The organism is Novosphingobium sp. IK01 (assembly GCF_033242265.1).
GTDB classification, from domain to species: domain Bacteria; phylum Pseudomonadota; class Alphaproteobacteria; order Sphingomonadales; family Sphingomonadaceae; genus Novosphingobium; species Novosphingobium pituita.
Genome location: NZ_BTFW01000002.1, coordinates 11,843 through 36,268, shown reverse-complemented (window position 1 = coordinate 36,268; position 24,426 = coordinate 11,843). Strand labels below are relative to the sequence as shown.

Genomic DNA, 24,426 nt, shown 5'->3' with positions numbered 1-24,426 from the left:
GGCCATCGGGCTGCATTTTCAGGCGGCCTTGGGTGTAATCTGTAGCGGCTGAACCTCCTCGATGATTGGTGTGGCGAGGGCTGCCATGCCCTCAATCTGCATGTAGCGGTGTTGGAGTTGGTATTCGTCGTTCTGCTCGAGCAGAACGGCGCCGACGAGGCGGATGATGCTGTCCTCGTTCGGGAAGATGCCGACGACATCGGCACGGCGCTTCACTTCCTTGTTCAGGCGTTCCAGCGGGTTGGTGCTGTGCAACTTCACCCGGTGCTGCTCGGGGAAGGCCATGTAGGCGAGCACGTCATGCTCGGCGTCGTCCATGCAGGCGCCGAGCTTCGGCCAGCGGGCGCGCAACTGGTCGGCGACCTGGCGCCAGACCTGTGTTGCGGCAGCGTGATCGGGCTGGAGGAAGACCTGGCGGATGGCGGCGGCAACAACAGTGTTCTGGCCCTTGGGCACATAGGCCAGGGCATTGCGCATGAAGTGGACGCGGCAACGCTGCCAGGTGGCGCTGAGCACTCGGGTGATCGCCGCCTTGAGGCCCTCGTGGGCGTCGGAGATCACCAGCTTCACGCCAGTCAGCCCCCTCCGTGCGAGGTCCTTGAGGAAATCGGACCAGAACACCTCAGCCTCGGAAGGGCCGATGTGGAGGCCGACAATCTCGCGCTTGCCCTCGGTGTTGACGGCTACGGCGATTATCGCGGCGACGCTGACGATCCGCCCGCCCTCGCGCACCTTGAGGTAGGTAGCGTCGAGCCAGAGGTAGGGCCAATCGCCGGTGAGCGGGCGCTTCAGGAAGGCATGGACGCGCTCATCGATGTCCTTGCACAGCTTGGACACCGAGGACTTGGAGATGCCGCTCATACCCATGGCCTGGACCAGTTCATCCACGCGCCGGGTGCTGACGCCAGCAATCCACGCCTCTTGGATCACCGCGACCAGCGCTTTCTCAACGGTCTTCCTCGGTTCCAGAAAGCCCGGAAAGTAAGCGCCGGTCCGCAGCTTGGGGATCTTGAGGTTGAGCGTGCCGAGCCGGGTATCGAGGCTGCGGTCGCGGTAGCCATTGCGCCAGGTCGTCCGGTCGCCGGATCGTTCATGGCGGCCAGCACCGACCAAGCCGTCAACGTCGGCTTCCATGATGATCTGCAAAACACTCTCTGCGATTGTGCGCAGAAAATCTCCATCCCCGGTCTTCGCCATCAGTTCGGCAAGCGGTAGTCTGTCGTCGGTCATCGAGATCAACTCCTCGGTGGGCGTGTGAAGTGTGGTAACTCCACCTTACCGATGAGCCCGGTGGCCACCGAGATCGAAATCGCATGGGGTGGGGCATGCCCCACCCCATGCGATCGCCTCAATCTAAACCGGAAATTACACCACGAGCGCGGACGCTAACGGCCGATTGCTGGACCAAGTTTGAAAATCCGAGCAGGTCGATGAAGGCGACATATTTCTCGCGGTAAGCAGGCTCTGTCATGCCGTGAATATACAATGTGTCCTGGATATCGTCCACGAAGCCAAATGCAATTTGCACTATGGAAATGTCGGTAACAGGGGAGCGACCTAACGGCACGGCTCTATCTCCGCTAGGCTCCGACCGAACCCGCTATGCGGTTTCGTCCCATGGGGTGACGATCCTCGCTCAATTTCGAGGCGGCACGGCCGCCACCTTCTAGTGAAGGGGGAACACCAAAGGCTCCTGCCCTTTCGTTCCCCGAAGCAAAATAGACATGACCGGGTTGCCGCCAAGATCGGCCAGGACGGCGCGCCTGGCGCGTCGGGCCTCTCTAGGCTTGCGGCCCGCACCAACTCCTGTCGATTTCGCTTCTCCCTCCCCATCCCGCGCTTCGCCAGCAGGTCAGAGCCGCAGCCACAGGCAGACGGCACAGCCCAAGAGGAGCGAAGTTCATGTTCGAGCAGCCGACGACAGGTCAGGATCTCATGACCCCGCAGCAGATCACCGACATTTGCAAGGGGCGCGACCATACCATTGCCATGTGGCTTGATCTTTATGACCACTATCACGCCACCCGCGATGCCGCCGGGCGGCTCTCCATTGCCGGAACGCTGGCGCTCTCGACCAGCGGCGACCGCTACGAGGACAAGCTGACCAAGGCTTTCATCACCGCCGAGCCGCTTCAGAAGGCCGACCGGGAAACCCGCAAGATCACCGAGATTCCCGCGCGTGAGAACTTCACAACCGTTCTGACCCAGACCGTTGACCGGCGATGCTGGCGCGCGCTGATGGATCAACTCGGCTTCGATCAGTTGCTGGACGAGCAGGCGCGCCGGGAATTTCATGACGGTTTGCGCGATGCGCCCGCCGCCTTCACCGCCGAAAACTGTTCGGCCACTTTCGGCAATATCTGGGGCCAGCGGCGCGAACTATATCTGCGCGGGATCGCGAACGTTTTTGCCAAGCTGGACCGCCGCTTTCGCTCGCACGACGGTTTCAAAATCGGATCGCGCCTCATCATCGACAGGGCCTTGAACGAGTGGGGTTCATGGGATCGCTATGAGCGCCGCGACACCTTGCGCGATGTTGAGCGTGTCTTTCGCGAACTGGACGGCAAGCCGCCTGTTTCCGAAAGCCAGAGCATCGCGGGCCTTGTCACCGACGCGGGCCGCTACCGTGCCAGCCTGCCGACCGTCATTCACGGCGATTACTGGCGGGTGCGGATTTTCAAGAACGGCAACCTGCATATCTGGTTCGAAAACAAAGACCTTCTCAATGCCGTGAATCTCCTCCTGGCCGAGTATTACGGCGAGGTGATCGGGGACGGCTACGACACCACCGAGGCTGAGGATGCCCCCAGCTTCCACCTTACCCCGGCCAAGAACTTTGGGGCCTTCTTCACCTGTGAGGACATCGCGAAAATGGTGATCGAGCGCGCCGAGATTCAGCCCGGCGAGCGCATCCTTGAGCCGAGCGCCGGAAGCGCGGCGCTGGCTAAGCCTGCCCGTGATGCAGGCGCCGAGGTCACATGCGTTGAAATTCAGCCCGGCCTCGCGCACGAATTGGGCGTTCTCCACGGCTTTGCGGACGTGATAGAAGGCGACTTTCTGGCCCTCAACCCGGCAGACTTTGCGCCTTTTGACCGCGTGGTGATGAACCCGCCCTTTGATCGCGGCCGCGACTGCGACCATGTACGCCACGCCTACCAGTTTTTGAAGCCGGGGGGCGTACTGGTGGCGATTATGTCCGCGCGCGCCGAATTTGCCGAGGACAAGCGCCATCTGGCCTTGCACCGGCTTGTCGAGCAGGCCGCACCGGTTTGCCGCTGGGGACGCAAAGATAAGTGGTTTGACCTGCCTCCCGGTTCATTCGCTCACGCTGGCACCAACGTCAACACGGTTGTTCTGGCGATCCGCAAGCCGGGATAGGTGGGGCGCGCGCGGGGGGGCTCGTTTTCTCCGCGCGCCAATCCAACAAAGTGAGCCGCTGCGCGGCGTGTCGTTGCCCGTCTTGAAGGGGCGCTGCCCCCTCTGTGCAAGGACCAGGCCGTCACCGCCTTTGGCGGTGCTTGGTGGTCGCGGGGGTGTCCCCAACCTTCCCTGCGCTGCGCTCCGGTGCAGGCCGGGTGATCCCCCTCCCCCGCGACCAGTCCCCGCACATTCACCCCTGCTCTCGGCGAGGGCCAGAAGTCGATGGTGAGCCCATCGCCTTCGGCTCTATTCAGAACAAGGGAAACAGAAACATGACCATCCAGACCGTGAAATTCTCGCAGCTTCGCCTTTCCCCGCTCAACGTGCGCCGCGTGAAGCCCAGCGCCATCGAAAGCATGGCCGATGACATCGCCGCCCATGGCCTGATCCAGAACCTCGCCACTTACGAAGAAGATGGGGCCTATCATGTCTTCGCCGGGGGGCGCCGTTTTCGTGCGCTCGAACTGCTGAAAAAGCGCAAAGCCATTACCGGCACCTATCCCGTCGCCGTGGTGGTGCGGAGCAAGGAGGAAGCGGTCGAGCTGTCGCTTGCCGAGAATGCCCAGAGGGAAGAAATGCATCCGGCTGATGCCGTCAGGGCCTATGCCGCTTTGCGCGATCAGGGCGGATTGAGCGCGGCGGACATCGCGGTGCGTTTCGGCTATTCCGAAGCCCATGTGAAAAAGCTGTTGAGCCTTGGCAGCCTGGCCTCGGTGCTGCTCGACGAAATGGGTGAGGACCGGTTGAGCATCGAGACGGCCCGTGCGCTCACCATCACCAGCGACCCAGCCCAGCAGGTTGAATTGTTCAACCGGCATGGCGACAACGCCCACCGCATTCGGCAGGCTCTTACCAGTGAGAAGGTGGCCACCGATTGCGGCACCTTTATTTTTGTGGGCCGCGAGGCTTACGAGGCCGCGGGCGGAACTATCACCGCTGATTTGTTCGGCAAGGACGGATCGGGTTACGCCGACGATCCCGAATTGCTTGAGCAGCTTGCCGAGGCCAAGATGGCGCAGATCGGCGCGGAACTGCGCGATATGGGGTGGAAGACGGTGGAGGCATCGACCACGCGCCCCGATGACATCTATTGCCGTCCTATGCTCCATCCGGTGAAGCGGGAGGCGAGTGAGGCCGAGGCGGCTGAAATCGAACAGCTTTCCGCGCGCATCGATGAAATCACGGAAAGCGACCCTGAGAGCGAGGAACTTGCAGACCTGCATGATCGCCTCGACGCGCTGGAAACCGCCTTGCAGAGCTATCCGCCCGAACTTCGCGCGCAGCACGGTGTCGTTGCCTATATCGATTATCGCGGCGCTCTGGATGTTCGCTATATCCGGCTGCGTTCGGATGACGATAGTGACCGGGGCGATAGGCCGAAGGCGGCGGAAGGCCCCTATTCCAAGGCGCTTATCGAACAGTTGAGCGGCATTCGGACGCTGGCGTTGCAGCAGGCCGTTGCCTTCGATCCTGCCCTTGCCCTCGATATTCTTCTCGACACGATGGCGGCCCAGCTTCTGCATGGAACTTACAGCTATCGGCTCGCGGCATCGGTTTCGCCCATTCGCCACGCCCCGGAGGTGGATGACGAACTGATGGGTGGTAGCAGCATCGTGCGCGTGGAAACGGCCATGGCGCAGCGCTTTGCGGCTGTACCAGAAGAGGGGCGGTTTACAGCCATTCGGAATATGGCTCCTGCCGAGAAAATGGAGCTTCTTGCCGGACTGGTGGCGATCACCATCGATGCGACCCAGCACAATGGGGACGCGGATGAAACCCGGTTGCGCACCGCTGACCTTTATGCCGAAGCCGCCGGGCTCAATATGGCCGATGTCTGGGCGCCGGGATGTGAGGTGTTCACCCGCATGAAGAAGGGAGCCTTGCTGGCTATCCTCACCGAGGCTTGCGGTCCGAATGCGGCTGAGAACTGCGCTAAGATGAAGCGCAACGATCTGGCGGTGGCGGTGGCCGAGCGTCTGCCCGCAGGTTGGATGCCTGCCCCGGTCAATCCCCTGCCTTCCGTTCCCGAGCAGCCCGACGACGAAGGCGAAATGTCCAAGGCTGCATAATGGTGCTGCCGGTGGGGTCTTGCGGCCTCACCGGCGCATTTCTGGCATGGATTGCCACTGTCACCGGGCTACGGGAATTTCGGCGAAATTCGTGGTCCACGAAGGGCTTTTCTGGCTCCGCTTCGTGTCGATGGTCCGACTGCCAAAGCCCTGCGCCGCGAGTTGGATTGTGCCGCGCCCGTACCGGCCATTGAGATCATCCATCGCCGCCAGTAACGAGGGCGCGCGCGGATCTTCTGCGGCAAAGAAATCTCTCTGCCCCGTCCCCGTTGGGATCAGCTCCTCCAGCAGCACCCCGCATTTCGTATAGACCGCGCCAGGCTGAAACATCGCCTCCATCATATTGCCTGCGAGGCTCGCGATCACGCGCGGATCGTTACTGGGTGGCGATAGGCGGGTCTGGCGGCTTGCCGATGGTGCGTTGGCCTTGAACCGTGAGCCATGGGCAAAGGCGATGAGCCGCGTGGCATCGAGGCCCTGATGGCGGATTTTTTCGGCGGCGCGCACAGCGCGCCGCACCATGGCCTCGCGCAGCTCGGCCAGATCCGTAACCGGGCCACCAAACTGCCGCGTCACAGCGGTTGCCTTGCGCACATCCGGCTCTGGTTTGAAATCCTCGCACTCGATCCCGTTCAACTCGCGGACCAAGCGTTCGAGGATGACCGTTCCCACATCGCGGGCCACTGCTGGCGGCAAGGCCGCCAGATCCCCTGTGGTGCGGACACCAAGCGGGCGCAGCCGCGCGGCCAGTGCTGGCCCCACACCCCAGGTTTCCTGCACCGGCCATTGAGCCAGCATTCGTGTCCGCAGGGCAATGTCGTGCAGGTCCACCACGCCGCCCCAGACCTTTTCGGTCGCCTTTGCCAGCGCGTTGGCTACCTTGGAAAGGGTGCGGGTCGGCCCCAACCCTATACGGGTGGGCAGGCCGGTCACGCGGGCGATTGCTGCCCTTACTTTCTCGGCCGTCCCGACATCGCCGTTGCCGCAGGCAAGGACGGGGAGGCGGAAAAAGCTCTCATCGATCGAGTAGATTTCCACCACGTCGCTATGCTCGGCAATGACCGCGTTGAACCGGCGATTCATGTCTGCATAGAGTTCGTAATTCGACGATCGCAGTTCGATCCCGTGGCGCTTGATGACATCACGGATTTTGAACACCGGATCGCCCATCTTGATATGCAGCGCTTTGGCCTCCTCGCTGCGGGCAATCGCGCAACCATCGTTGTTCGATAGGACGATGACGGGCACCCGCCGCAGCCGTGGATCAAAGACCCGCTCGGCGCTGACATAGAAATTAGCGATGTCCACGATCGCCCACGTCATAGAGCGGCTACCGCTGGAAATCGCGCACGCCAGCACGGACGACGCCCCACACCTCGGTCGTATCGTCGGCGATCTGTTCTGGATAGCGCTGTCGGCTGTTGCGCGCCTCTAGGTAAGGTACGCCCCCTCGCCGCGTAAGCTGGCGGCATACAAAGCCGCCGCCGATCACCGCGATGACGATATGGCCACTGCGCGGGGTGACATCGCGATCAACGACGACGACATCGCCGTCAGAAATACCGGCATCGACCATGCTGTTGCCATCAATGCGGAACACGAAGCTGCCAGCCCTATCGAGACGCAGCAATTCCGATAGATTGATGGCATCCTCTTCCCAATCCTGGGCGGGGCTTGGAAAGCCGGCGCCTGCAACGCCGATCGCCCGGAGCCGGAAGCCCGGCGCTAGGTCGGCGAGCGGGACCGGCTGCGCGACTGGCAGCTTCATGATCATATTCCCCATCTCGTTCCCGGCTCGTACCACAAAAAGAACATATTGTGAACATGTGGGCGCGGAGACGTATGCTGATTTTGCACAGCGGCGTTTCCCTCCGTCCTGTCGGCCACCGTTCGCACCCGAGCAACTTAAGCCGTTCCGATGCGGTGCTGGGAATGTCGGCTCACGCCGCCTCTCCAGACGTTCAGGGCGTCCGGTACGGCGATCGAACCCACCGTAAATTCACGTTGGCTGTAGCGCTGCGGAAAGACGGGGTTTCGAACATACCTGATGGAGTAGATGCCCTCCCCCGGGGGCATCAATGTGCCATAGTGGGGTTGTTTAAGCACCACTTGATGAAGGCGTCCATGTCAGAGGTTATCACGATCGGTCTGGAGATCGTGAAGAATGTTTTCCACGCTCACGGCGCGGCCGCTGTCGCCTATGTCTTATATCTGATAAAACGCACCCATTATTCGGTCTGATGACCGGACGGGAGGGCTAGGGTTGATGGCGAGTAAAGCGCAAAAACAATTTTGGTATAACTTCGCGACAATCAATCGTAATGCCATCTACATAAACCGCTATCATGCCAAGGTTGAAATTATTGACAGAAATATAAATATATTTTCGGCGCTTGCATCTAGCTCTTCAATTGCGGGTTGGTTGATTTGGAAAGATTTATGGTTTGTATGGACACTTATCATAGCTGCATCGCAGGTGCTTTCTGTCATAAAGCCGTATCTTCCATATAAGGCACGATTGCGCGCACTTTCATTGTTCGGACCGGAATTGGATGGACTGGCTCTTGCTGCCGAAGAGGTGTGGTTCGCTGTCAGCCATGGTCGCCTCACCGATCAGGAAATCCACACTCAGACAATGGCTCTGAAAAAGAAAGTTAACTTAGCTCAGAAAAAATCATTCAAAGGCATGTCTCTACCTGAAGACGTAAAATTGTTGTCCATCGCTCAGTCTGAAAGCACGGATTATATGGCAACCATAGCTGGCGATGACGATGCTACTTAGGCCAAAAGTGCCTATTTATATGCGCGTGCCACTGGCGATCTGCGCGGGATCAATGAATGGGAGTTTCCTGTGACCGACAAGCGACCGCAAAAAGACGAAGGTAGAACCAGCCTTAACGAAGGCAGGGTTCTGCCTACTACGCAACTCAAGCCGCCCATGCCCAAGGTATCCCCGCCTAAACCGGATACCCCGCCCAAAAAGTAAGGGACTGACGATGACGAGTGACAAACGACCGAACACGCCCCGGATCTTGGCCCAGGACGGCAAGGTTCTTCCGACAGCGCAAGTGAAGCCTCCCATGCCAGCGGTGTCCCCGCCAAAACCGGCGCCAGATATCAAGAAGTAGGAACAGCATGGCTGATAAAGACCGTGATTTTGTTGGGCAGGAAAGCTTTGTCCTGCCCATCACCCAGATCAAACCACCTATGCCCAAAGTGATGCCTCCGCAGCCGCAGAGCCAACCGGCACCGGGTAAATCGAAGTCGGATAAATAGAGGCGTGCTGCGCTGTCATCGAGGCAATCGCTTATGAGGCGAGCCAAACGACCGCCTTCGAATATCATCCCGCTGCGCTTTCAGAAAAAAGATCGCCGCTCTGGCCCTAACTGGGCATCGGGATCATGGCGGTTGCCGTATTCGCGGCAGTGCTTCTATGGCCGAATGAAAACGGGATGAGCGTCGCGCCGTTGCCCCATCGCGCCACGATCAGGATCGCGATAGATGAGTGTCGGAAGCTTCGCTGTGTGTAGCCCCCCCCGCGTACCCCTCGGTTCAAGTTTTTATTGAAACTTTTACCACTTTAGGGCATTAGAGAATCAGCTACGGACAGCGGGGCTTCCGGTAAAACGGTCGCCGCAGCATGTGCGCCTCTAAGGCCGGTACTCCACGGTAAGGCACACCCGCTTCTTTAAAGGGCTTCCGCCTAAAGCGGAGGCCCTTTTCCGTTAGGGCACCCTTTTCTGCTGGAATAGGCAGGTGCGCAGCACTGTGAGCATGTTGAAACGCCGTTTGATCCGGCCGAACGCAACTTCGCGGGCATGGCAACTCGTCACGACCAGATTAACGTCAGCTACGTCCTGGCTGCACGGATAGAGGTAGAAGAAGATCACCTGATGTTCGCCATCAACCAGCTCTCGGATCCGACCTGGCGCGATATCGATGACGGCATAGTTCATGGCCCGGTTTCGATCCAGCGACTGCCAGCAGAAATAATTCTGCTCGATCATTCGCCGGGCTAATTCCGGAAGGCCAAGCGAAAAGGCATAGCGGTCTTCGCAAAACGCGCGCGGCTTGCCGTTCTCGTCCTCCAGATGATGTTCGCCGCGAGCGCAACTCTTCGAGATGGTATGAAGGCCCAGCGATATGCGGACGCGAAGGTCGCCATTGCCCAGTCCTTTGCCGGGCACGGTGACGACAAAGCTGTGCAGGTGCCGCAAGTCCCTGAGAACGCCTTCTACCTCAATCTCATCCATAATCGGCAGAACGACCTTTGCGATACAGCACACACGTAGCCGCCAGCCCTACGCTAGCGCGGTCGGGTTGTCATGTGGCGGGAACCTGCCCTGTCATATCCCGGCACCCCTTTGTTTGTAAATAAAAGGGTGGTTTTGTTGACTGACAACCTCGCGCGGTGCGGACCTTGGGAATGGCCGAGGTTTCTTCGGATTGTGCAGTGCAGCAAAGTGGCCTAATTTGGCGCTGTCAACTTAATCAGAAAAAATTCAAATTAAGTTGACATTTTTGATCAATGCTATCACTTTGACCATTCTGATAGCAGGAGTGATGGCGTTATGCCAGCTTTGACGATCCGCAATATACCCGAGGACGTCCATCGGGGGCTCAAGGCCCTCGCTGCAAGCCACGGCCAGAGCACCGAAGCGGAAGTGCGTGCCATTCTCGCGGCAGCCGTTAAGCCAGCGTCGCGCCTGAAGATGGGGCAAGCTCTTTGGGAGCTTGGTCGTGAGGTCGGGCTGACCAACGACGACATCGCTGCAATGGAAGCCTGCCGCGACAGCAAGCCCGCTGAGCCGCTGAGCTTCGATTGATGATTGTCCTGGGTACGAACGTCATTTCGGAAATGATGAAGCCTGAGCCCGCAGAGAGTGTGCGGCGTTGGCTTGACGATCAGCCAGCGGAGGTTCTGTTTCTCACATCGGTTAGCCAGGCCGAGCTGCTGTTTGGTATTGCCATGCTTCCGGCCGGTCGTCGTAAGGAAAACCTTGCTTCCTTGCTCACCGGACTTGAGCCTCTGTTTGCCGGGCGCATTTTGCCTTTCGATAGCGATGCCGCGCAGCATTATGCCGATCTGGCGGTAGAGGCCCGGAGCAACGGCAAGGGCTTTCCGACACCAGATGGCTACATTGCCGCCATAGCTGCATCGAGGGGGTTTGCTGTTGCCACGCGCGATGTTGTCCCCTTCGAGGCTGGCGGTGTGGCTGTCATCAATCCTTGGGAGGCTGGGGAATGAAGCTTGGATATGCGCGCGTCAGCACGGGGGAGCAGAACCTCGCTCTGCAAATTGACGCACTTCGCGCGGCGGGCGTGGAGCGCATCTTCGAGGATAAGGGGGTCAGCGGCTCGATGGTTCTCAAACCGGCCTTTGCGGACATGCTGCGGCACGCCAGGGCTGGCGATGAGATCATTGTATGGCGGCTAGATCGACTGGGCCGGTCCCTTACCTCCCTCATCACCGAGTTGGAGTTGCTGGCCAAACTTGATCTTGGTTTTCGGTCCTTGACCGAGCAGATCGAAACGGTGACGCCCGGTGGCCGGCTGTTCTTTCATATGGTTGGAGCCTTTGCTCAGTTTGAGCGGGATGTGATCCGAGAGCGTACCAATGCCGGGCTCCAGGCGGCGCGGCGCGCTGGCAAACGTTTGGGGCGGCCTCCGTCGATCAGCGATTCACAATGGCAGCAGGTTAAGGCGCTGATGTCTGGCTCTGCTGAAATGAGTGTGGCGTCCGTCGCCGATCTTTTGGGGGTGAGCCGCCAAGCTATCTACAAGCGGCTCCGCCGCGAGCAGGCCACAGAGGCATCCGCTTCCGAGACAGGCCCCCTGCCCTGCCCGGTCGGTTAGTTGCGCAAAGGTCTCCGCGGTCTATTCGCGCCCTACTGTTCAGGCTCGCATCCGTCTGAGTGATGCTGATCTGGCATTGTCCCGTTCCTTCATGGGCGTGTTGCTGTCTGACGCACTTGAACGCCTCCCCTGCCCTTGCGTGTTTGCGCTTCGCCCCAAGCGGATAACCGTCGCTGTGCGACTACGGTTTCCGTAAACGGACCCTCCGTTTTTCAGCTTGCCTGCGCCAGGTGGCCGTTCCGGTGATGTGCGTCAGCAACGACGCATGAAGGGATGAGCCATGAGGAATTTCGCAGAGTTTCGCATCATTGGTCGGGTGGGCCGGACAGAAGTGCTGGAAAAGGTGGCTTACATCAACGTCGCCGCCAACTATGGCCGCAAGATCGGTGGGCAGTGGGAGGGCGACACCCATTGGAACCGTGTGACTGTTTTCGGTAAGGCTATGGAGCGTGTTGAGGCATTGGGGCGTGGCGACCTCATTCATATCGTAGGCCGAGTCCGCCAGACGCAGTATGAGCGCGAGGGGCAGACGGTCTATAGCGTGGACCTGATTGCTGATGGTTTCGCGACGCTTTCACAGCATGGCGATCCGGCTGATTTCGGCCGCGATGATTAAGCTTGTTGTGGGGCGACTTTGGTCGCCCCGCTCGCTTTCGGATTTCTAAAAGGATTGCCATTTAGCAATCGCAAGGCAATCGACAGCCACTAGCTAGACTTGCGAAAGGCTTGCGCAATCGCAAGTCTAGCGAAAGGCAATGGACATGGATTGCAATTGCCTATAGAAAGAGATTCGCAATTATATCGAAAGCCTTTGGATTGCGGGCGGATTGCTTGATAATTCACAGTGAGGCGAAGGGGCTGAAATGGCGGTAATCTCGATAGGCAACCCAAAGGGTGGGGCCGGAAAAACGACGCTGGCACTCGTCCTGGCGGATACACTTGCTTCAAACGGCGCTCGTGTCAGTGTTGTCGATGCCGACCCTAATGCGATCATCGAAAAGTGGGCGGCGAAGCGAGTGGCGGCGGGCAAAGAGTTGCCTTATCGCGTGATTCCGAGGCCAACGGAATCCGAGATGATCGGCACCATCGACCGCATTTCGAAGGAAGATCAGTTTGTCATCATCGATCTGGAGGGGTCGGCATCGCGCATGACATCGCGCGCCTTGGCGCGCTCGCACATGGTCCTCGTCCCTTTCAATCTATCTCCCATCGACGCTGAATTGGCAGCTCAAGCGGTGAGGGCGATCCAGGAGGAAGAGGAGGCGCTTGAGCGCCGCATTCCCTTCCGGCTTGTCAGGAGCAGGACCAACGCGGCGATCGAAACGAAGACGGCAAAGCGCATCGTTGACGCGATCAAGGCGGCAGAGTTGCCGCTTCTGAACACGGCATTGGTCGAACGCGCTGCCTACCGGGATATTTTTGAGTTTGGGATGCTGCTGTCCGAGCTGGACAACGCGACAACATCCGGCGTGCAAAATGCCATCACCAATGCGGCCGAGCTTGCGCAGGCTGTCGTGAATGCCATGCGGGAGGAGTATCCGGGATGACGGACTTCGGTTTCGGGAAGGGTGGAGCTAAGCCCAAAGCAGAGGCGGCGGCGCCCACTAAGCTGGATCTTGGGGGAATGCCGAATGGCCCCATTGAAAACGACCGGATGCGCGAGCGCGACGCGATGGAACGTGCAGAGCGTGTCGGCTTTACCGACCGGGGGCAAGGGAGGGGGATCGTTCGCCGCAAGCGCGTCGCCCAGCCCACAGCAACCGTTTACGTGAAGGGGCCGGAGGAACTGATCGAGTGGTTCATTCACTATACCGAGAGCAAGGGGCATTCGGCATACTGGAAGGCGATTGAGGACTTCCGGGCGATGGTCGAGGGGCGATAGGCAGGGATTCGATCGGGCAAGCTCTAGCGATCGCTATTGATTTTTGTGGCCCTGCGCGCTGGCGCCTCTTCCTAGTATTGACGGTAGGGCGTCGGCTGCTGCGACTTCACTGGGTCTAAGCGGTGCTTTTCCGCCCGGTCCAAATGGTACTGTGATGCCCTGCCTGAACTGTCGAGAGACCGTTCGATCCTCGATGTCAGCGAGCCCCAGGATTCGTAAGGTGGTGGGAAACGCTCTTCCAGATCGAACTCACTGATGCAGATCATGGCTAGCCGTAGGCTCTTCTCGGCGGCGTGCTTGATCCCGTTGAAGATGTTGACGGCGAGTTGACCCTCTCGTTCCCACCAGTCATCGACGTGTTGGGAAATCTCGTTCAAGGAATCATAGTAGCGGATGAGAGCGAGGGCTTTCGCGCCGGGTAAGTCTCTCACCTGCGGTGCGTTTGGATAGAGTGTCGGCAAGTAAGGTCGGAAGTCTGTTTGAAGGTCATTGGGCTTCGTTTCGTCGAGCGCTGATTCACAGGCGAAGTTCACCACGCTGCGATCGAGGATAAAACGTACCCGCTCGATCGTGCGCTGTAGCTCCGGTGCGAGAGCGGCGACAGCGTTCGCTTCCCTGTTCTTCTTATCCACAGCATCCGCCCGCCGTTTGTTCAGTTCAGTGATCCAGGCGCCTAGGAGCGCACCGCCGGCCCCAAACAGGGAGCCTGCCAGCGGCGCAATCTTCAGCCACAGGGATACGCCGCCGCAGCAGAACAGGCCGACCGAGACAGCCATGTGCGGGTTCTCTTTGATATGACCCAAAGCGCGCTGTGATTTGAGCCTGACTATCCGCCTTTCGAGATCCGGCATAGCGCCCCTTTTGCAATTTGAAGCCGTCATGTGCCGAATGGCATTTAACGTCGAATGTTATGCTCAACGCCAGCTTGGCCTCACGCCTCAAGCCTAACATTGAGATGGGCTGGAGGAAACTGCGCTGGGATACTCTGTCAGTTAGGTGGCTGGCATGGTGGCAAGATGGTTGGCAACAATCTTGCCACCATGATGTGCGATTGCAGCGGCTATAGCCTTCGCATCGGTCTTATCCATTGCGGGAATGCGGACTTTATCCAGCGCAGCGGTGAGAGTGGGGCGGCCAGCGTCGCGTGCAGCCAGTTCGGCTTCCTTCGCCCGCTGATCGAGTTCAGCCAATTCTGACCGGAGTGCTTCGCGCCTGGCGTGGATGGCCGCCAAATCATCTCCAGCAATGGCTTTCCGACGCATAATGCCTCCCCGTAAATGATCGCTGCTACGTGTTGGCATGATGCTACCATGATTGTGGCGTGGCCATCTGCGCGCCAGATCATTGATCGTGTCGCAAAAACGTTCGACCGCAATTTGGCTCTGTTGATGCTCATCAGCGGCACAGCCAAGCGGTGCCGTTTCGCCGTTTGAGGCCCATTACGATCATCCCCCTCTTCCACGTTATTGTCGTGACCTGCTTGAATGGGGAGGGTTTATGGAGTAGGAAATGTGAGATGTGAAGGTATGGCAGGATATGCCAATTGGCACCAATGTAATACATTGATCCAATCGGCGCCGCTGCTCGGGGCTGTTGAGATGATGGTAAGCCTGCGACTGAAAGATGAGCTGATCGCCGAGATCGATCGGGTAGCGTCGGCGCATGGTCAGACGCGCAGCGCTTGGATCGCGCGCACGTTGGCTCGTTCCGTATTGGAGCCAGCGAATGATAGCCTGCCGATCCCCGAGCAGCAGGGCAGGGGACATCCTGACGATCAAGTTCGCGTCACTGTCCGCCTTCATCGCAGTGAAGTGGATGCGATTGACGCCGCCGGCGCCCCTTTGGGGCTGTCGCGGAATGAGTGGATTAAGCGCACCTTACGGTGGCAGCTTTGGGATCGAGCGGGCGCGTTGCGCCTAGCCCCCGTCAGCCAAGTCGAGTTGGGGAAGTTGCGCAAGCAGGTGCTCGCCATCGGTCGAAACATCAACCAGGCGGTTCATGCGATGAATGCCGCCAATCAACCGGGCAGTACGCTTGAGGTCGCGCGTATCGCGGCGCCATTCCTCGAAACCTGCGGAGATCTGAAGGCGCTGTTGATGGAGACGCGGCGGGCTATCTCGTCCTATGTCGGTGGTGAGGTCGGTTATTGGGTGGACGCATTCAGGGATCGTCCGCGATGAGTTTCCGCCTTTCATCCGGCACGCTTGACTCCATGGCAGGGGTCTTTGCGCCCCCTAAGCGGTATCGGCCTGGGACGGGGGGAGGGAAGGGGAAACGTCCCCAATCGAGCGGCGCTATTGTGTCAGTCATGGCGGCAGCGATGGCCCCGAGAACGGCGCCCATTGCCGTCAGGCTTCGCTCCGACCGGCAGGTGAAGCACGCATTTGGAGGGGGCTCTCATGCTGTCGTCAGCGGGCACGCCATCGCGGCAATGGAGCGAACAGCGCGGCGTGTGCCGGAGGTGATAGTGCGGGCGACTGGGCGCCAGCATGGTGGCGGTCATGTCCTTGCTAACTTTTCCTACATCAGCCGTCTGGGGCATGGGGAGGGCAAACAGGTCGCGCTCTACACCAGCGATGAGGAGGTGCTGCATGATGCCCGAGACATGCAGATCCTCGCGCAGGACTGGCAGGAATGGGAGATGGGTGGCGATGCCCGTCGCAAGGGGGCCACTTCCATTTCGATGATCCTTTCGATGCCTGCGGGGACGGACCCTGAGCGGTTGCGTGATTCTGCCTTGGATTTCGCGCGCGAAGAATTTGCCAATCGGTCGTGGGTGGCGGCGCTGCATGTCGATCGCGATCACCCCCATGTTCACCTCACCATCGCACGGCGCGACCATGACGGCCGGCGCTTCCACCCGAACCGGGACGACTTTTTTCGTTACCGGCAGCGCTTCGCGGAAAAGCTGCGTGACCGTGGCATTGAGGCGAATGCCACGCCAGCTCGGGCAAGGGGGATTGACCCCAAGCATGAGCCCATCGCGGCGATCAAGGTTCGCGGGAAGGGCCAGGTTCCCCGCGTTGACAAGAGCCGCGCCGAGCGTGCCCAGCGGCTGCACGAAAGCGGTGTTGGCGATCCTGTCGATGCCGTGCTGGCGTCCCAGCAGGCCATTGTTCGTCGGGCCTATGAGCGCTCGATCGAGGAGCTGTCTGCCTCTCCGTCGCTTGCCGATCAGGTGATCGCACGAAGTCTGGAAAAGTTCATCTCGACGATGCCGGCGCCTGAAGCAAATTCGGCGCGAGCGGCGCGGCTTGGAGATATGGGGGCAGATCCACACGTCCGATCGCTGGCGCTATCGCGATCAGGTTCTGAAGTCGATACGCTTGACCCGTTGTCGGCGGCGCTGGCTCGTTCGCGTGACATGCGGGCGGGAATCAGATCAGAGGAAGCCTCGGCCTCGGCAGATGATCCAAACCCGGCGGATCGTAAGCGCCACGCCGGACCCGATCTTGAAAGGCTGCGGGCTTTGATGGAGCAGGCCAATCAGCCGCCCGATCAAGTGGCCGGCAAACCGGCAGAGGAAATGCTTCGCCGGGTGCAGGAGCGTGACAGAGAGCAGCGTGACCGCTCGCGAAATCGGGATGGGCCAGAACGATGACAGATGATCCATCGCATGTCGCCCTGGCAGCCATTCTGGATTCCCTGACCCTGATGCAGGGGCAGCTTGATAGGCTTGCGAAGAGCAACGCCAGGATCGAGCAGTCGCACGCCGAAATCCTCCATCGGCTCGACACGATCGATGCCGGACAGGGGGGGGTGACTGATCTGGTGCCCATCCTTGAGACGATGCTCGCGCGTATGATCGATGATCGGGCCATCCAGCGCGACGGCATCGAACGGGTTGCAGAGGTCGCGGCGTTAGCTCATGCAGCGGCTATCGGAAATGGCGCGCCTCTTCCCGTGAATGTGGCCGATGACCCGTTGCTTGAGCGCTTCTCGGTCAACCAACCTGCCGATATGGTGACGCCGGACAGGGCCTTGATCGCATGGCGGGAAACCGTGGCCAGTGCGGGCACGGCCGAGTTGGTGATGATCCTGGCGCGCCAGTACCAGCCATCCCCTACCGATACCCCGGAAACCCGCGTCTTGAGATATCGCTTGGCCGCGATCACGCGTGACGAGTTGGCACAGAGGGGCGCGGATCTGCCGCCCGTGCCGCGCCGTACCGACGTGGAAGATCAATCTGCTGAAGCTCGGCAGCGTCGTGCTGGTGAGCTTGCCGATCTTTGGCGGGCGGGTGCTGGCCCTGCATTGTTTGCTGAGGCCGAACTGGCTGGTGCGGTTGATCTGTTTACCCAGGCGCAAGACAGCGGGGAGGAAGGCGCATTGCCGGCAAAATTGGCCCAGCTTCACTGGCAGATTGGTGATGCGATCGAGAGAGGGGAAGTTGTTTCTCGGATCGGTGGCATGCGGAACGTTGCGGTGAGGGCGAAGGACCCTGTTTTGGGAAAGTCACGTTGAGCGGGGCGAACTGGGCTGGTAAGGTTGGGTAAGCGGGAAAGTCTCCTCCGGGCTCAGTTTGTCTCTGCTGGGGTCGTGTCCCTCGGCTTCCCTAATCGCATTGGTGGTGTAACTGTGGGGGATCCCGCCCGCAGAAAACCTTATCTCCACGCCCACGGGTTACATTGTCAAACCCTCAGCAGCAGCAAACAACCGAGATACCCAGAAATAATGAGTACGCCCACTATAGGGACGTTTGCCACCTCCTTTGATTCCTCCACGGCAAAGGACGGACGCTTACACTTTATCTTGGGTGCGCTCGTCGTTGAATATGTAAATTGCTTCCCAAGCACCTCAGCTCTGGCGCAATCGCAAACCGATTTTTCACTTTTGTTCCCACTGGTAAACTGACGAGCAAAGTACTAATCGCATGGGAATATCAGGGGGATGAGGGCATTGGGGACGAGCGTCATAATCGCCGAAAATAAATATTATGGCAGCCAATCAGTTTGGCTTCATAGGCTAAGCGCTCGCGATGACCGCTAGCCTCCATCACCAGATAAGCGGTGGTCAGAAGCAGCTGCACCATAGGCTGAGCGAGCTGCTCCAGGCCGAAGGCCTTAGCAGAGTCCGCTTTTCTTTCGCGTTCGCCCGGTGGGATGGGCTGGGCTTGATATCGCATCACCTAGAAGATTTCTTAGGGCGAGGTGGTCAATTCGAATCCGTCTATGGTGCCGGAAACGGGGTGACAAGCCCTGATGCCCTGCTTTACGGATTGATACTGGAAGCACGCTATCCTGGGCGCACATATGCCGGTTTCATCGAAAACGAATACGCCAATGCGCTTTTTCATCCCAAGGTATGTATGTTCCGCTTTCCGGACTGCGAGGTGGCGCTTGTCGGGTCAGCTAATTTGACTGGCGGCGGTCTCGCGCGGAACGGTGAGACGATGATCGAGCTTGTCGTGCCGCGAGGGAGCCAGTTGGCTGCGGATTTTGCCAAGCTTTGGAGCTGGGTTCAAACGACCGCAGTCAAGGTTACTGCCGAAGAGGTCGAACGTTTGGCTCGGTCTGAAGGATCAGGGCGGGAACGCGAGTCGGAATTGCCGAAGTCCCACAAACCCTACCTGAAAGTGCCAGCGAAGGTGGCGCCAAAGCCGCTTTTTGTCAAAGTACTAGGCCTTTCCGGAGCGAGCGGTTGGATCAAGGGACAACTCCTCGGTGCTATGGGCTCAATCACCGAGCTGCCAAAGCACCTCTATCTCCAGATCTTCGAGCGCGAGACCGGAGGGCAGAAGGGCAAGCCAGGCTCCGCCATTCAGCTCCCGACGGCGACACTAGGTGCCTACTTCGGCTTGAGCTCTGGGGAGAGCAGGACCATGACTTTTAAATTTCTTGATGAGACCATCACCGCCAACGTGATTCATAACTCCAACAGTACCCATCAGGTCCGCCTCGATCCAATCTTCTCGGTCACGAGGCCAGCAATCATCCATTTCGAGCGAACGGACAAGGACGTGTTCAAGACCCGGTTCATCCCGCCAAACATGTACGAAGCGACCCTGACCAGCAAATGTACGCAGCAGACTCGGAAAGGGTCACGGCGATGGGGGATGTACGTCTGAGAAACCCGGATGTCGACCATTGCTGCCCCGCCTCGAACAGACACATCGATGAATCATGGCGCATCATGTCCATCGACTTCTGCCAATGGGCGCATGGGTTCTAATCAACGGGTTTGGAATAACGGTGCTGCCATCCCCTGGCTGGAGCCTGGGGATGGCAGCCGCGCGCATTCTCAGGCTGCTCGGCTCACAATGTCCATGAGCTTCGCATAATCGGTCACGACGTCATATTTGACCCTGTCATCCGCTACCTTGCGGCCGATCTCATCGAAGAATTTTCGCGCGCAGGCAATCTTTGTATTCTCGATCTCGCGCAGCTTCATGGATGACATGGTGCCCTTGGTTTCCGCCACAAAATAGATGTGGCGGACGCTTCCTTCTTTGAAGGAGATGGCCCAGTCCGGGTTGTAATCTCCGACCGGGGTCGGGATCAGGAATCCGCGGGGGAGCTTGGCATAGACGATCACCTCATCGCTAGTGTCCAGTTCCGCCACAAAGCGTCTCTCTACATCGGAATCTGTCACCACATAGTCGTAGATATGGTTCTTCAGCTTCCCGCTGGCCTTTGAAAAATCCTGACCTGTCTGGTTGGCCGTGAAAATGTCGACATCGTACCGTTCGGTCAGACCGTCATAGGTCAGGCGCTCTATTACCATCGTTGCCTTCTGCTCAGCGATGATCCTGGAGGCCTCAGAGATGAAGTGTTCCGGGTTTTCCTTGAATTGCCCGAACACGGAGGGCTCAATCCCGGTAAGGATCTCCGCGACCGTTGCGCGTGTAAGCTGAACCAGCTCACCGAGCTTTCCAAGCAGGTCATATTTCACAAGCGAATAGACCGAGCCACCGCGTTCGGTCGAGGTGCCGGTGACTGCAAAACCATCGCCCGCCTTGAGCTGCTCATCGTCGATTTCATCGGCCTGAATGCCAATTTGTACCGTGTACTGGAGCGGTGTGACCCTGAGCTGGCTGTCCAACGCGCTGACGCATTTGCGAACCAGTTCGTCTGCCTCGAACTCAACTCGGTAGACAGCTTTCTGGTTGATCCTGGACCACAGCGCCTGAAACTCCTTCTTTTCAAAGTTCGCGTTCAGGGGATTGGTTTTCGGCTTACGCCCGTCGTCAATCTTGGGCAGTTGGGCATCGCTGAACACACTGTCGATGAGCTGAAAAACCTGATCGGTATAGGGTTTCAGGTCATCTGGCAGGGGCGCAAGCGTTCCCGCCGACTTGGCCTCGTGATAGGCTGACGCGACTTGATCGCTGTCATCCGTGTAATCGTTCTTCACTAGATAGCGATAGATCTGCTTGGCCAGCGCCGGGGTAACCTCGATCGGCCCGGTGTCGGTCGCCATGGTCTTGCCCGCAAAGAAGGCTTCGGTCGCTTTCCTCGGCCTGGACGACAGCGTTTCCGCGATCTCCTTCTGCAGGCCGGCGACAAAGTCCTTGTAGCTTTCGCTGGCCACCACTGTCAGCACGTTGATATCGTGCACAATAGCAGGCTGATCCATCCGGTCGCCCTGCTGGTTGACGGACAGGCGCAACCCACGCCCCACCTCCTGACGGCGCGAGATCGAATTCTCACTGTGTTTGAGCATGCACATGACAAACACATTGGGGTTGTCCCACCCCTCCCGAAGTGCCGAGTGGGAGAAGATGAAACGCACCGGCTCGGCCTGCGAGAGCAAGCGCTCCTTGTTTTTCAAAATGAGGTCATAGGCATCGGCGTCATCCGATAGGCCTTTGTCCTCGCCGGTCTTCTTGATATCCGGATCGACCAGCCTCTTCTGCTTGTCGATCGCGAAATAGCCTTCGTGGACCCTAGTTACTAGGTCGCGCTCCAGGAACGCCCGATACTTGTTGTTCTCAAGCGGCAGTTCCAGCAGATATTCGGCCTTGAGGAGGTCATATTCCTCCTCGAATATCCGAGCATATTCGCCCTTTTCGTCAGCTTGGCCGTAGTCTCGATATTTGACGACCTCATCGATGAAAAACAGCGAGAGCACCTTGATGCCTTGAGCGAAAAGCTGCCTTTCCTTGTCGAGATGGGCCTTAATCGTCTCACGGATCTGGATGCGGCGAATATCGCGTTCGGACACATCACCAACGGCCTCGCCGGCCTTCAGTACGATGCCGTTGGTAAACTCGACTGTGTCAGTGTTGTAGTCGATCTGGGAAATGGTAAAGCCATCGCGGTACTGGTCTAGCTCGCCGGACTTTGAGAACAGATCATCCCCGAACTCGCGACGCTGAATCTGCCGCTTGATCTCGCCGGATTTCAAGCGCACCTCCAGCTCAAGGCGGGCGACAGGTGCCTTCTTCGAAATCTCGATGCTTTCTAGGTACAGGTAGGCATTGGTGCCCGCCAAGCCACGAGTCTGGATCCCGCGCACAGCGATTTTCTTGACTAGCTTCTGGTTGTAGGCATCGAGCGCGTCCAGCCGGTGAACGCGGTTGTGCTGCGTTTTGTGCGTGGCTGAATAGCGCAGGATCATCAGCGGCTTGAACTTCGGCAGGGCCTCCATCGTGGCCTTGCCTTCCATCTTCTGAGGCTCGTCAAGGATCAGAATCGGCCGGTTGGACGAAATGATGTCAATGGGTTTACGAGATTGGAAGTCATCCAAGCCTTCGTAAACAACTTGCCCGTTGGCGAGAGTCCTTGCCATGCCATAGATTCTGCGGTTGTCGGCCCCCTTGGCATTGAACGCCTGGATATTGATCACCATAACGTTGATGCCAGCGTCCGAGGAAAAGCTCTCAAGATCGTGAAGGCGCTTTGAGTTGTAAATGAAGAATCGCGCTTTTTTTCCATAGGTTTCTGTGAAGTGATCAGCAGTTATCTCTAGGGATTTGTAAACCCCTTCACGAATTGCGATCGATGGTACCATGATGATAAACTTCGACCAGCCAAACCGCTTGTTCATTTCGAAAATCGTCTTGATGTAGCAGTAGGTTTTGCCTGTGCCGGTCTCCATCTCGACGTCGAGATTGAACTTGCATCCAGCACTCACTGCTAGTTTTTCTGACAGCGGCAGGTTCTGGCACTTTTGCACGTCACGAATGTTTGCAAGCACCTGCGCGTCCGACAATACAAGATCAGAATTTTTGAAACCATCCTCGAAGGCGCTGACCTGAGCCTTCCGGCCGGGATCGATCCGATAGCTGATGCCGGTCACCAAAGGTTGGCCTGCGAAGCAATCGACAACCGACTCTACCGCCCGGGTCTGATAAGGCTGAACCTTGAATTTGAGCTTCATGGCCATTTCCTCAGATCGCTTTCACATCAGTTCCTGGCGACAGCTGCCGAAAGATCTGATCAACATTGATCTTTACGGCGTCGGACACAAAACCATTGTCACGGAAGACCACGCGCAATGGCTCACGGCCAGCCAGTTCCTTGACCAATTCCTCTGTGACACCGGACTCGAAGCAGGCGATTAAGGCGTTTTTATCCACGAAGAACACCGTCTTTCCTCTCACCGTCTCGTGTCGGATGGGCAAGGTCAGATCAACGCCCCAGTCCACCAGCACCTGAAACAGAAGATCCTCAGCTGATCGACCGGGCTTGATATTGTCGACAGCATGCAGCAGATCCTTCTGACCTATCTGGTCAGGCCTGTAGTAAACATCCTGCATATTCGACGTGTCGACCTTCAGAACCCGAAAGCCAACATCACGATTCCAACCCTCGTGGCATTTGCCTTCGATAATCTTTTTGCCGGCGCGCCGGATGCGTTCCTTTGCGATGTCTGCAATGGTCTTGTAGCCTGCCTTGAGTGCATCCGAACCCTCGCCACAAGGTTCTGGTATCTGAACTACGATCGCTTTACGGCTTCCGCCATCTTCAGCATTCAGTTGCATCAAGGCCGCGGCCGTAGTCCCGGAACCTGCAAAAAAGTCTAATGCTATATAATTGTCCTCATTGTAAAAAAGCTGAGCAATACGCTTAATTAGCGCTGTCGGCTTTGGTGTGTCAAATGTTGCGGTTCCATCGAAAAGCTCCTTCAATTCAGCATTTGCTTGCCTAGATGTCCCCGCAGCATCGCCATCCCAAAGATTTTCAGGTGTTCGTCCCTCTTGATTCTGGAGATAAATTTTCCGGACAATTTTTGTTTCATCAGAGTTAAATACGATCTCCCCAGATTTAATTTTTTCCCTCACCGTCTCTTCTGACCAGCGCCAGCCATTTTCGGGTGGAGGAATTTTTTTCCCTGACGGCGTGACAATGTCAAAGCAAAGCGTTTTTCGGTAGTTTGGACTTCGAACATCACCGGCGCGCCAACGTCCCTTCGGATCATTGTCTTGATTCGAATAATTTTTGTTATCTTCCTCAGTTCGGGGGAAGCGAAATTTCAATAGAGCGTCTGATTTGCGGTAAATAAGCAAAGAATTATAAACCCTAGCGAAGTACCTCTCGTCATTCTTGCTTTGTTGCGTATGTTTCCATGCAACATTAGCAATGAAATTTGATTCTCCGAAAATTTCATCGCAAATTTTCTTGAGATTTCCCAACTCGGAATCATCAATATTTATAAAAATGGCTCCATCCTCAGACAGAAGATTTCTAGCAATCCTAAGCCTAGGATACATTAGAGTCAGCCAATCTGAATGAAATCTTCCATTTACTGAGGTATTTGCTACAAGACGATTGCCATAACTGTCGTGCTGATTGGATTTTTCTAAATATTCTATAGAAGTTTGTGAAAAATTGTCTTCATAGATGAAATCATTTCCCGTGTTGTATGGAGGGTCAATGTAAATCATCTTGATGCCGCCGAGATAATTTTCTTGAAGAAGCTTCAATGCATCTAAATTATCGCCTTCGATAAATAAATTCTTCGTGTCATCAAAATTGACACTCTCCCCCCTTGAGGGACGTAGGGTTCTAGCGATTGGTGCGTTTACCAGCGCCAATGCCTCTCTCTTTCCTGGCCACTCCAACCGATATCGTTCTTGCGGCCCATCAACGACATGATCGCTCAACTCTTGGCGTAACTGATCGAAGTCCACTTGTAGACGCACATGTCCAGTAGTTTCATTGCGCGTCTCAGTGACGCACCCAGGAAACAGGTCGCGTAGTTTTGCAATGTTCTCTTGGCTCAGGTCAGGGCTGTGCATCTTCAGCTTATCCATCG

Annotated in this window: 24 protein-coding genes; 15 read left to right on the top strand and 9 right to left on the bottom strand. The window is 57.7% G+C overall.

Annotation, left to right across the window (positions count from 1 at the left end):
* Positions 1-18: 18 nt before the first annotated feature.
* Positions 19-1,230 (bottom strand): IS256 family transposase, encoded by a 1,212-nt coding sequence (locus tag SBI20_RS16465; RefSeq protein WP_317976198.1) that lies wholly within the window; start codon positions 1,228-1,230, stop codon positions 19-21.
* Positions 1,231-1,348: 118 nt separating this feature from the next.
* The gene (locus SBI20_RS16460) at positions 1,349-1,507 is read right to left on the bottom strand and encodes a hypothetical protein (RefSeq protein ID WP_317976197.1); all 159 of its coding nucleotides are present in this window, start codon (positions 1,505-1,507) and stop codon (positions 1,349-1,351) included.
* Positions 1,508-1,902: 395 nt separating this feature from the next.
* On the opposite strand from SBI20_RS16460, the gene SBI20_RS16455 reads away from it, so the two are divergent.
* Both SBI20_RS16455 and SBI20_RS16450 read left to right on the top strand, forming a co-directional pair.
* Complete coding sequence (locus tag SBI20_RS16455) at positions 1,903-3,378, top strand: DUF4942 domain-containing protein (protein WP_317976196.1); 1,476 nt, start codon at positions 1,903-1,905, stop codon at positions 3,376-3,378.
* A 314-nt stretch (positions 3,379-3,692) separates the two neighbouring features.
* The gene (locus SBI20_RS16450) at positions 3,693-5,489 is read left to right on the top strand and encodes a ParB/RepB/Spo0J family partition protein (protein ID WP_317976195.1); all 1,797 of its coding nucleotides are present in this window, start codon (positions 3,693-3,695) and stop codon (positions 5,487-5,489) included.
* Between the two features lie 60 nt (positions 5,490-5,549).
* On the opposite strand, the gene SBI20_RS16445 is transcribed toward SBI20_RS16450, so the two are convergent.
* Positions 5,550-6,812, bottom strand: coding sequence for a Y-family DNA polymerase (locus SBI20_RS16445; protein ID WP_317976194.1), 1,263 nt, complete (start codon positions 6,810-6,812; stop codon positions 5,550-5,552).
* A 7-nt stretch (positions 6,813-6,819) separates the two neighbouring features.
* Entirely contained in the window at positions 6,820-7,257 is a 438-nt protein-coding gene (locus tag SBI20_RS16440) for a LexA family protein (RefSeq protein ID WP_317976245.1), read from the bottom strand.
* Positions 7,258-7,331: 74 nt separating this feature from the next.
* Between SBI20_RS16440 and SBI20_RS16435 the strand changes: the two genes are divergently transcribed.
* The 3 genes from SBI20_RS16435 (at position 7,332) to SBI20_RS16425 (ending at position 8,765) form a co-directional block, all read left to right on the top strand.
* Positions 7,332-7,730 (top strand): hypothetical protein, encoded by a 399-nt coding sequence (locus tag SBI20_RS16435; RefSeq protein ID WP_317976193.1) that lies wholly within the window; start codon positions 7,332-7,334, stop codon positions 7,728-7,730.
* A 25-nt stretch (positions 7,731-7,755) separates the two neighbouring features.
* A complete protein-coding gene (locus SBI20_RS16430; protein WP_317976192.1) occupies positions 7,756-8,271 on the top strand; it encodes a hypothetical protein in 516 nt (171 codons plus the stop codon).
* A gap of 353 nt (positions 8,272-8,624) precedes the next feature.
* Positions 8,625-8,765 carry a hypothetical protein gene (locus SBI20_RS16425; protein ID WP_317976191.1) on the top strand — a complete coding sequence of 47 codons (141 nt, stop codon included), beginning with the start codon at positions 8,625-8,627 and terminating at the stop codon, positions 8,763-8,765.
* A 449-nt stretch (positions 8,766-9,214) separates the two neighbouring features.
* Here the strand turns inward: SBI20_RS16425 and SBI20_RS16420 are convergent, their stop codons facing one another.
* Positions 9,215-9,742, bottom strand: coding sequence for a hypothetical protein (locus SBI20_RS16420; RefSeq protein ID WP_317976190.1), 528 nt, complete (start codon positions 9,740-9,742; stop codon positions 9,215-9,217).
* 318 nt (positions 9,743-10,060) lie between these two features.
* Here SBI20_RS16420 and SBI20_RS16415 point away from each other — a divergent pair, with 318 nt between their 5' ends.
* From SBI20_RS16415 to SBI20_RS16390, 6 genes are all read left to right on the top strand, one after another.
* Entirely contained in the window at positions 10,061-10,315 is a 255-nt protein-coding gene (locus tag SBI20_RS16415) for a FitA-like ribbon-helix-helix domain-containing protein (protein WP_317976189.1), read from the top strand.
* A complete protein-coding gene (locus SBI20_RS16410) occupies positions 10,315-10,737 on the top strand; it encodes a type II toxin-antitoxin system VapC family toxin (RefSeq protein WP_317976244.1) in 423 nt (140 codons plus the stop codon). The genes SBI20_RS16415 and SBI20_RS16410 overlap by 1 nt, the downstream gene beginning before the upstream one ends.
* Positions 10,734-11,345 carry a recombinase family protein gene (locus SBI20_RS16405; protein WP_317976188.1) on the top strand — a complete coding sequence of 204 codons (612 nt, stop codon included), beginning with the start codon at positions 10,734-10,736 and terminating at the stop codon, positions 11,343-11,345. Before SBI20_RS16410 ends, SBI20_RS16405 begins: the two co-directional genes overlap by 4 nt.
* Positions 11,346-11,625: 280 nt before the next feature.
* Positions 11,626-11,961 (top strand): single-stranded DNA-binding protein, encoded by a 336-nt coding sequence (locus SBI20_RS16400; protein WP_317976187.1) that lies wholly within the window; start codon positions 11,626-11,628, stop codon positions 11,959-11,961.
* Between the two features lie 247 nt (positions 11,962-12,208).
* Complete coding sequence (locus SBI20_RS16395; RefSeq protein ID WP_317976186.1) at positions 12,209-12,892, top strand: ParA family protein; 684 nt, start codon at positions 12,209-12,211, stop codon at positions 12,890-12,892.
* A complete protein-coding gene (locus SBI20_RS16390; protein ID WP_317976185.1) occupies positions 12,889-13,227 on the top strand; it encodes a hypothetical protein in 339 nt (112 codons plus the stop codon). The genes SBI20_RS16395 and SBI20_RS16390 overlap by 4 nt, the downstream gene beginning before the upstream one ends.
* Positions 13,228-13,298: 71 nt before the next feature.
* On the opposite strand, the gene SBI20_RS16385 is transcribed toward SBI20_RS16390, so the two are convergent.
* Both SBI20_RS16385 and SBI20_RS16380 read right to left on the bottom strand, forming a co-directional pair.
* Positions 13,299-14,003, bottom strand: a complete 705-nt coding sequence (locus tag SBI20_RS16385) for a hypothetical protein (RefSeq protein WP_317976184.1) — start codon at positions 14,001-14,003, stop codon at positions 13,299-13,301.
* 216 nt (positions 14,004-14,219) lie between these two features.
* Complete coding sequence (locus SBI20_RS16380; protein WP_317976183.1) at positions 14,220-14,528, bottom strand: hypothetical protein; 309 nt, start codon at positions 14,526-14,528, stop codon at positions 14,220-14,222.
* Positions 14,529-14,753: 225 nt separating this feature from the next.
* Between SBI20_RS16380 and SBI20_RS16375 the strand changes: the two genes are divergently transcribed.
* The 4 genes from SBI20_RS16375 (at position 14,754) to SBI20_RS16360 (ending at position 19,294) form a co-directional block, all read left to right on the top strand.
* Positions 14,754-15,407, top strand: a complete 654-nt coding sequence (locus tag SBI20_RS16375; RefSeq protein ID WP_317976182.1) for a ribbon-helix-helix domain-containing protein — start codon at positions 14,754-14,756, stop codon at positions 15,405-15,407.
* A 140-nt stretch (positions 15,408-15,547) separates the two neighbouring features.
* On the top strand, positions 15,548-16,828 hold the full coding sequence (locus SBI20_RS16370) for a relaxase/mobilization nuclease domain-containing protein (protein WP_317976181.1): 1,281 nt from the start codon (positions 15,548-15,550) through the stop codon (positions 16,826-16,828).
* Positions 16,825-17,691, top strand: a complete 867-nt coding sequence (locus tag SBI20_RS16365; RefSeq protein ID WP_317976180.1) for a hypothetical protein — start codon at positions 16,825-16,827, stop codon at positions 17,689-17,691. The genes SBI20_RS16370 and SBI20_RS16365 overlap by 4 nt, the downstream gene beginning before the upstream one ends.
* 514 nt (positions 17,692-18,205) lie before the next feature.
* The gene (locus SBI20_RS16360) at positions 18,206-19,294 is read left to right on the top strand and encodes a phospholipase D-like domain-containing protein (RefSeq protein WP_317976179.1); all 1,089 of its coding nucleotides are present in this window, start codon (positions 18,206-18,208) and stop codon (positions 19,292-19,294) included.
* Positions 19,295-19,467: 173 nt separating this feature from the next.
* Here the strand turns inward: SBI20_RS16360 and SBI20_RS16355 are convergent, their stop codons facing one another.
* Together SBI20_RS16355 and SBI20_RS16350 are read right to left on the bottom strand one after the other, a co-directional pair.
* Positions 19,468-22,548 (bottom strand): type III restriction-modification system endonuclease, encoded by a 3,081-nt coding sequence (locus SBI20_RS16355; RefSeq protein ID WP_317976178.1) that lies wholly within the window; start codon positions 22,546-22,548, stop codon positions 19,468-19,470.
* Positions 22,549-22,558: 10 nt separating this feature from the next.
* Positions 22,559-24,424 (bottom strand): site-specific DNA-methyltransferase, encoded by a 1,866-nt coding sequence (locus SBI20_RS16350; protein WP_317976177.1) that lies wholly within the window; start codon positions 24,422-24,424, stop codon positions 22,559-22,561.
* Between the last annotated feature and the right edge of the window lie 2 nt (positions 24,425-24,426).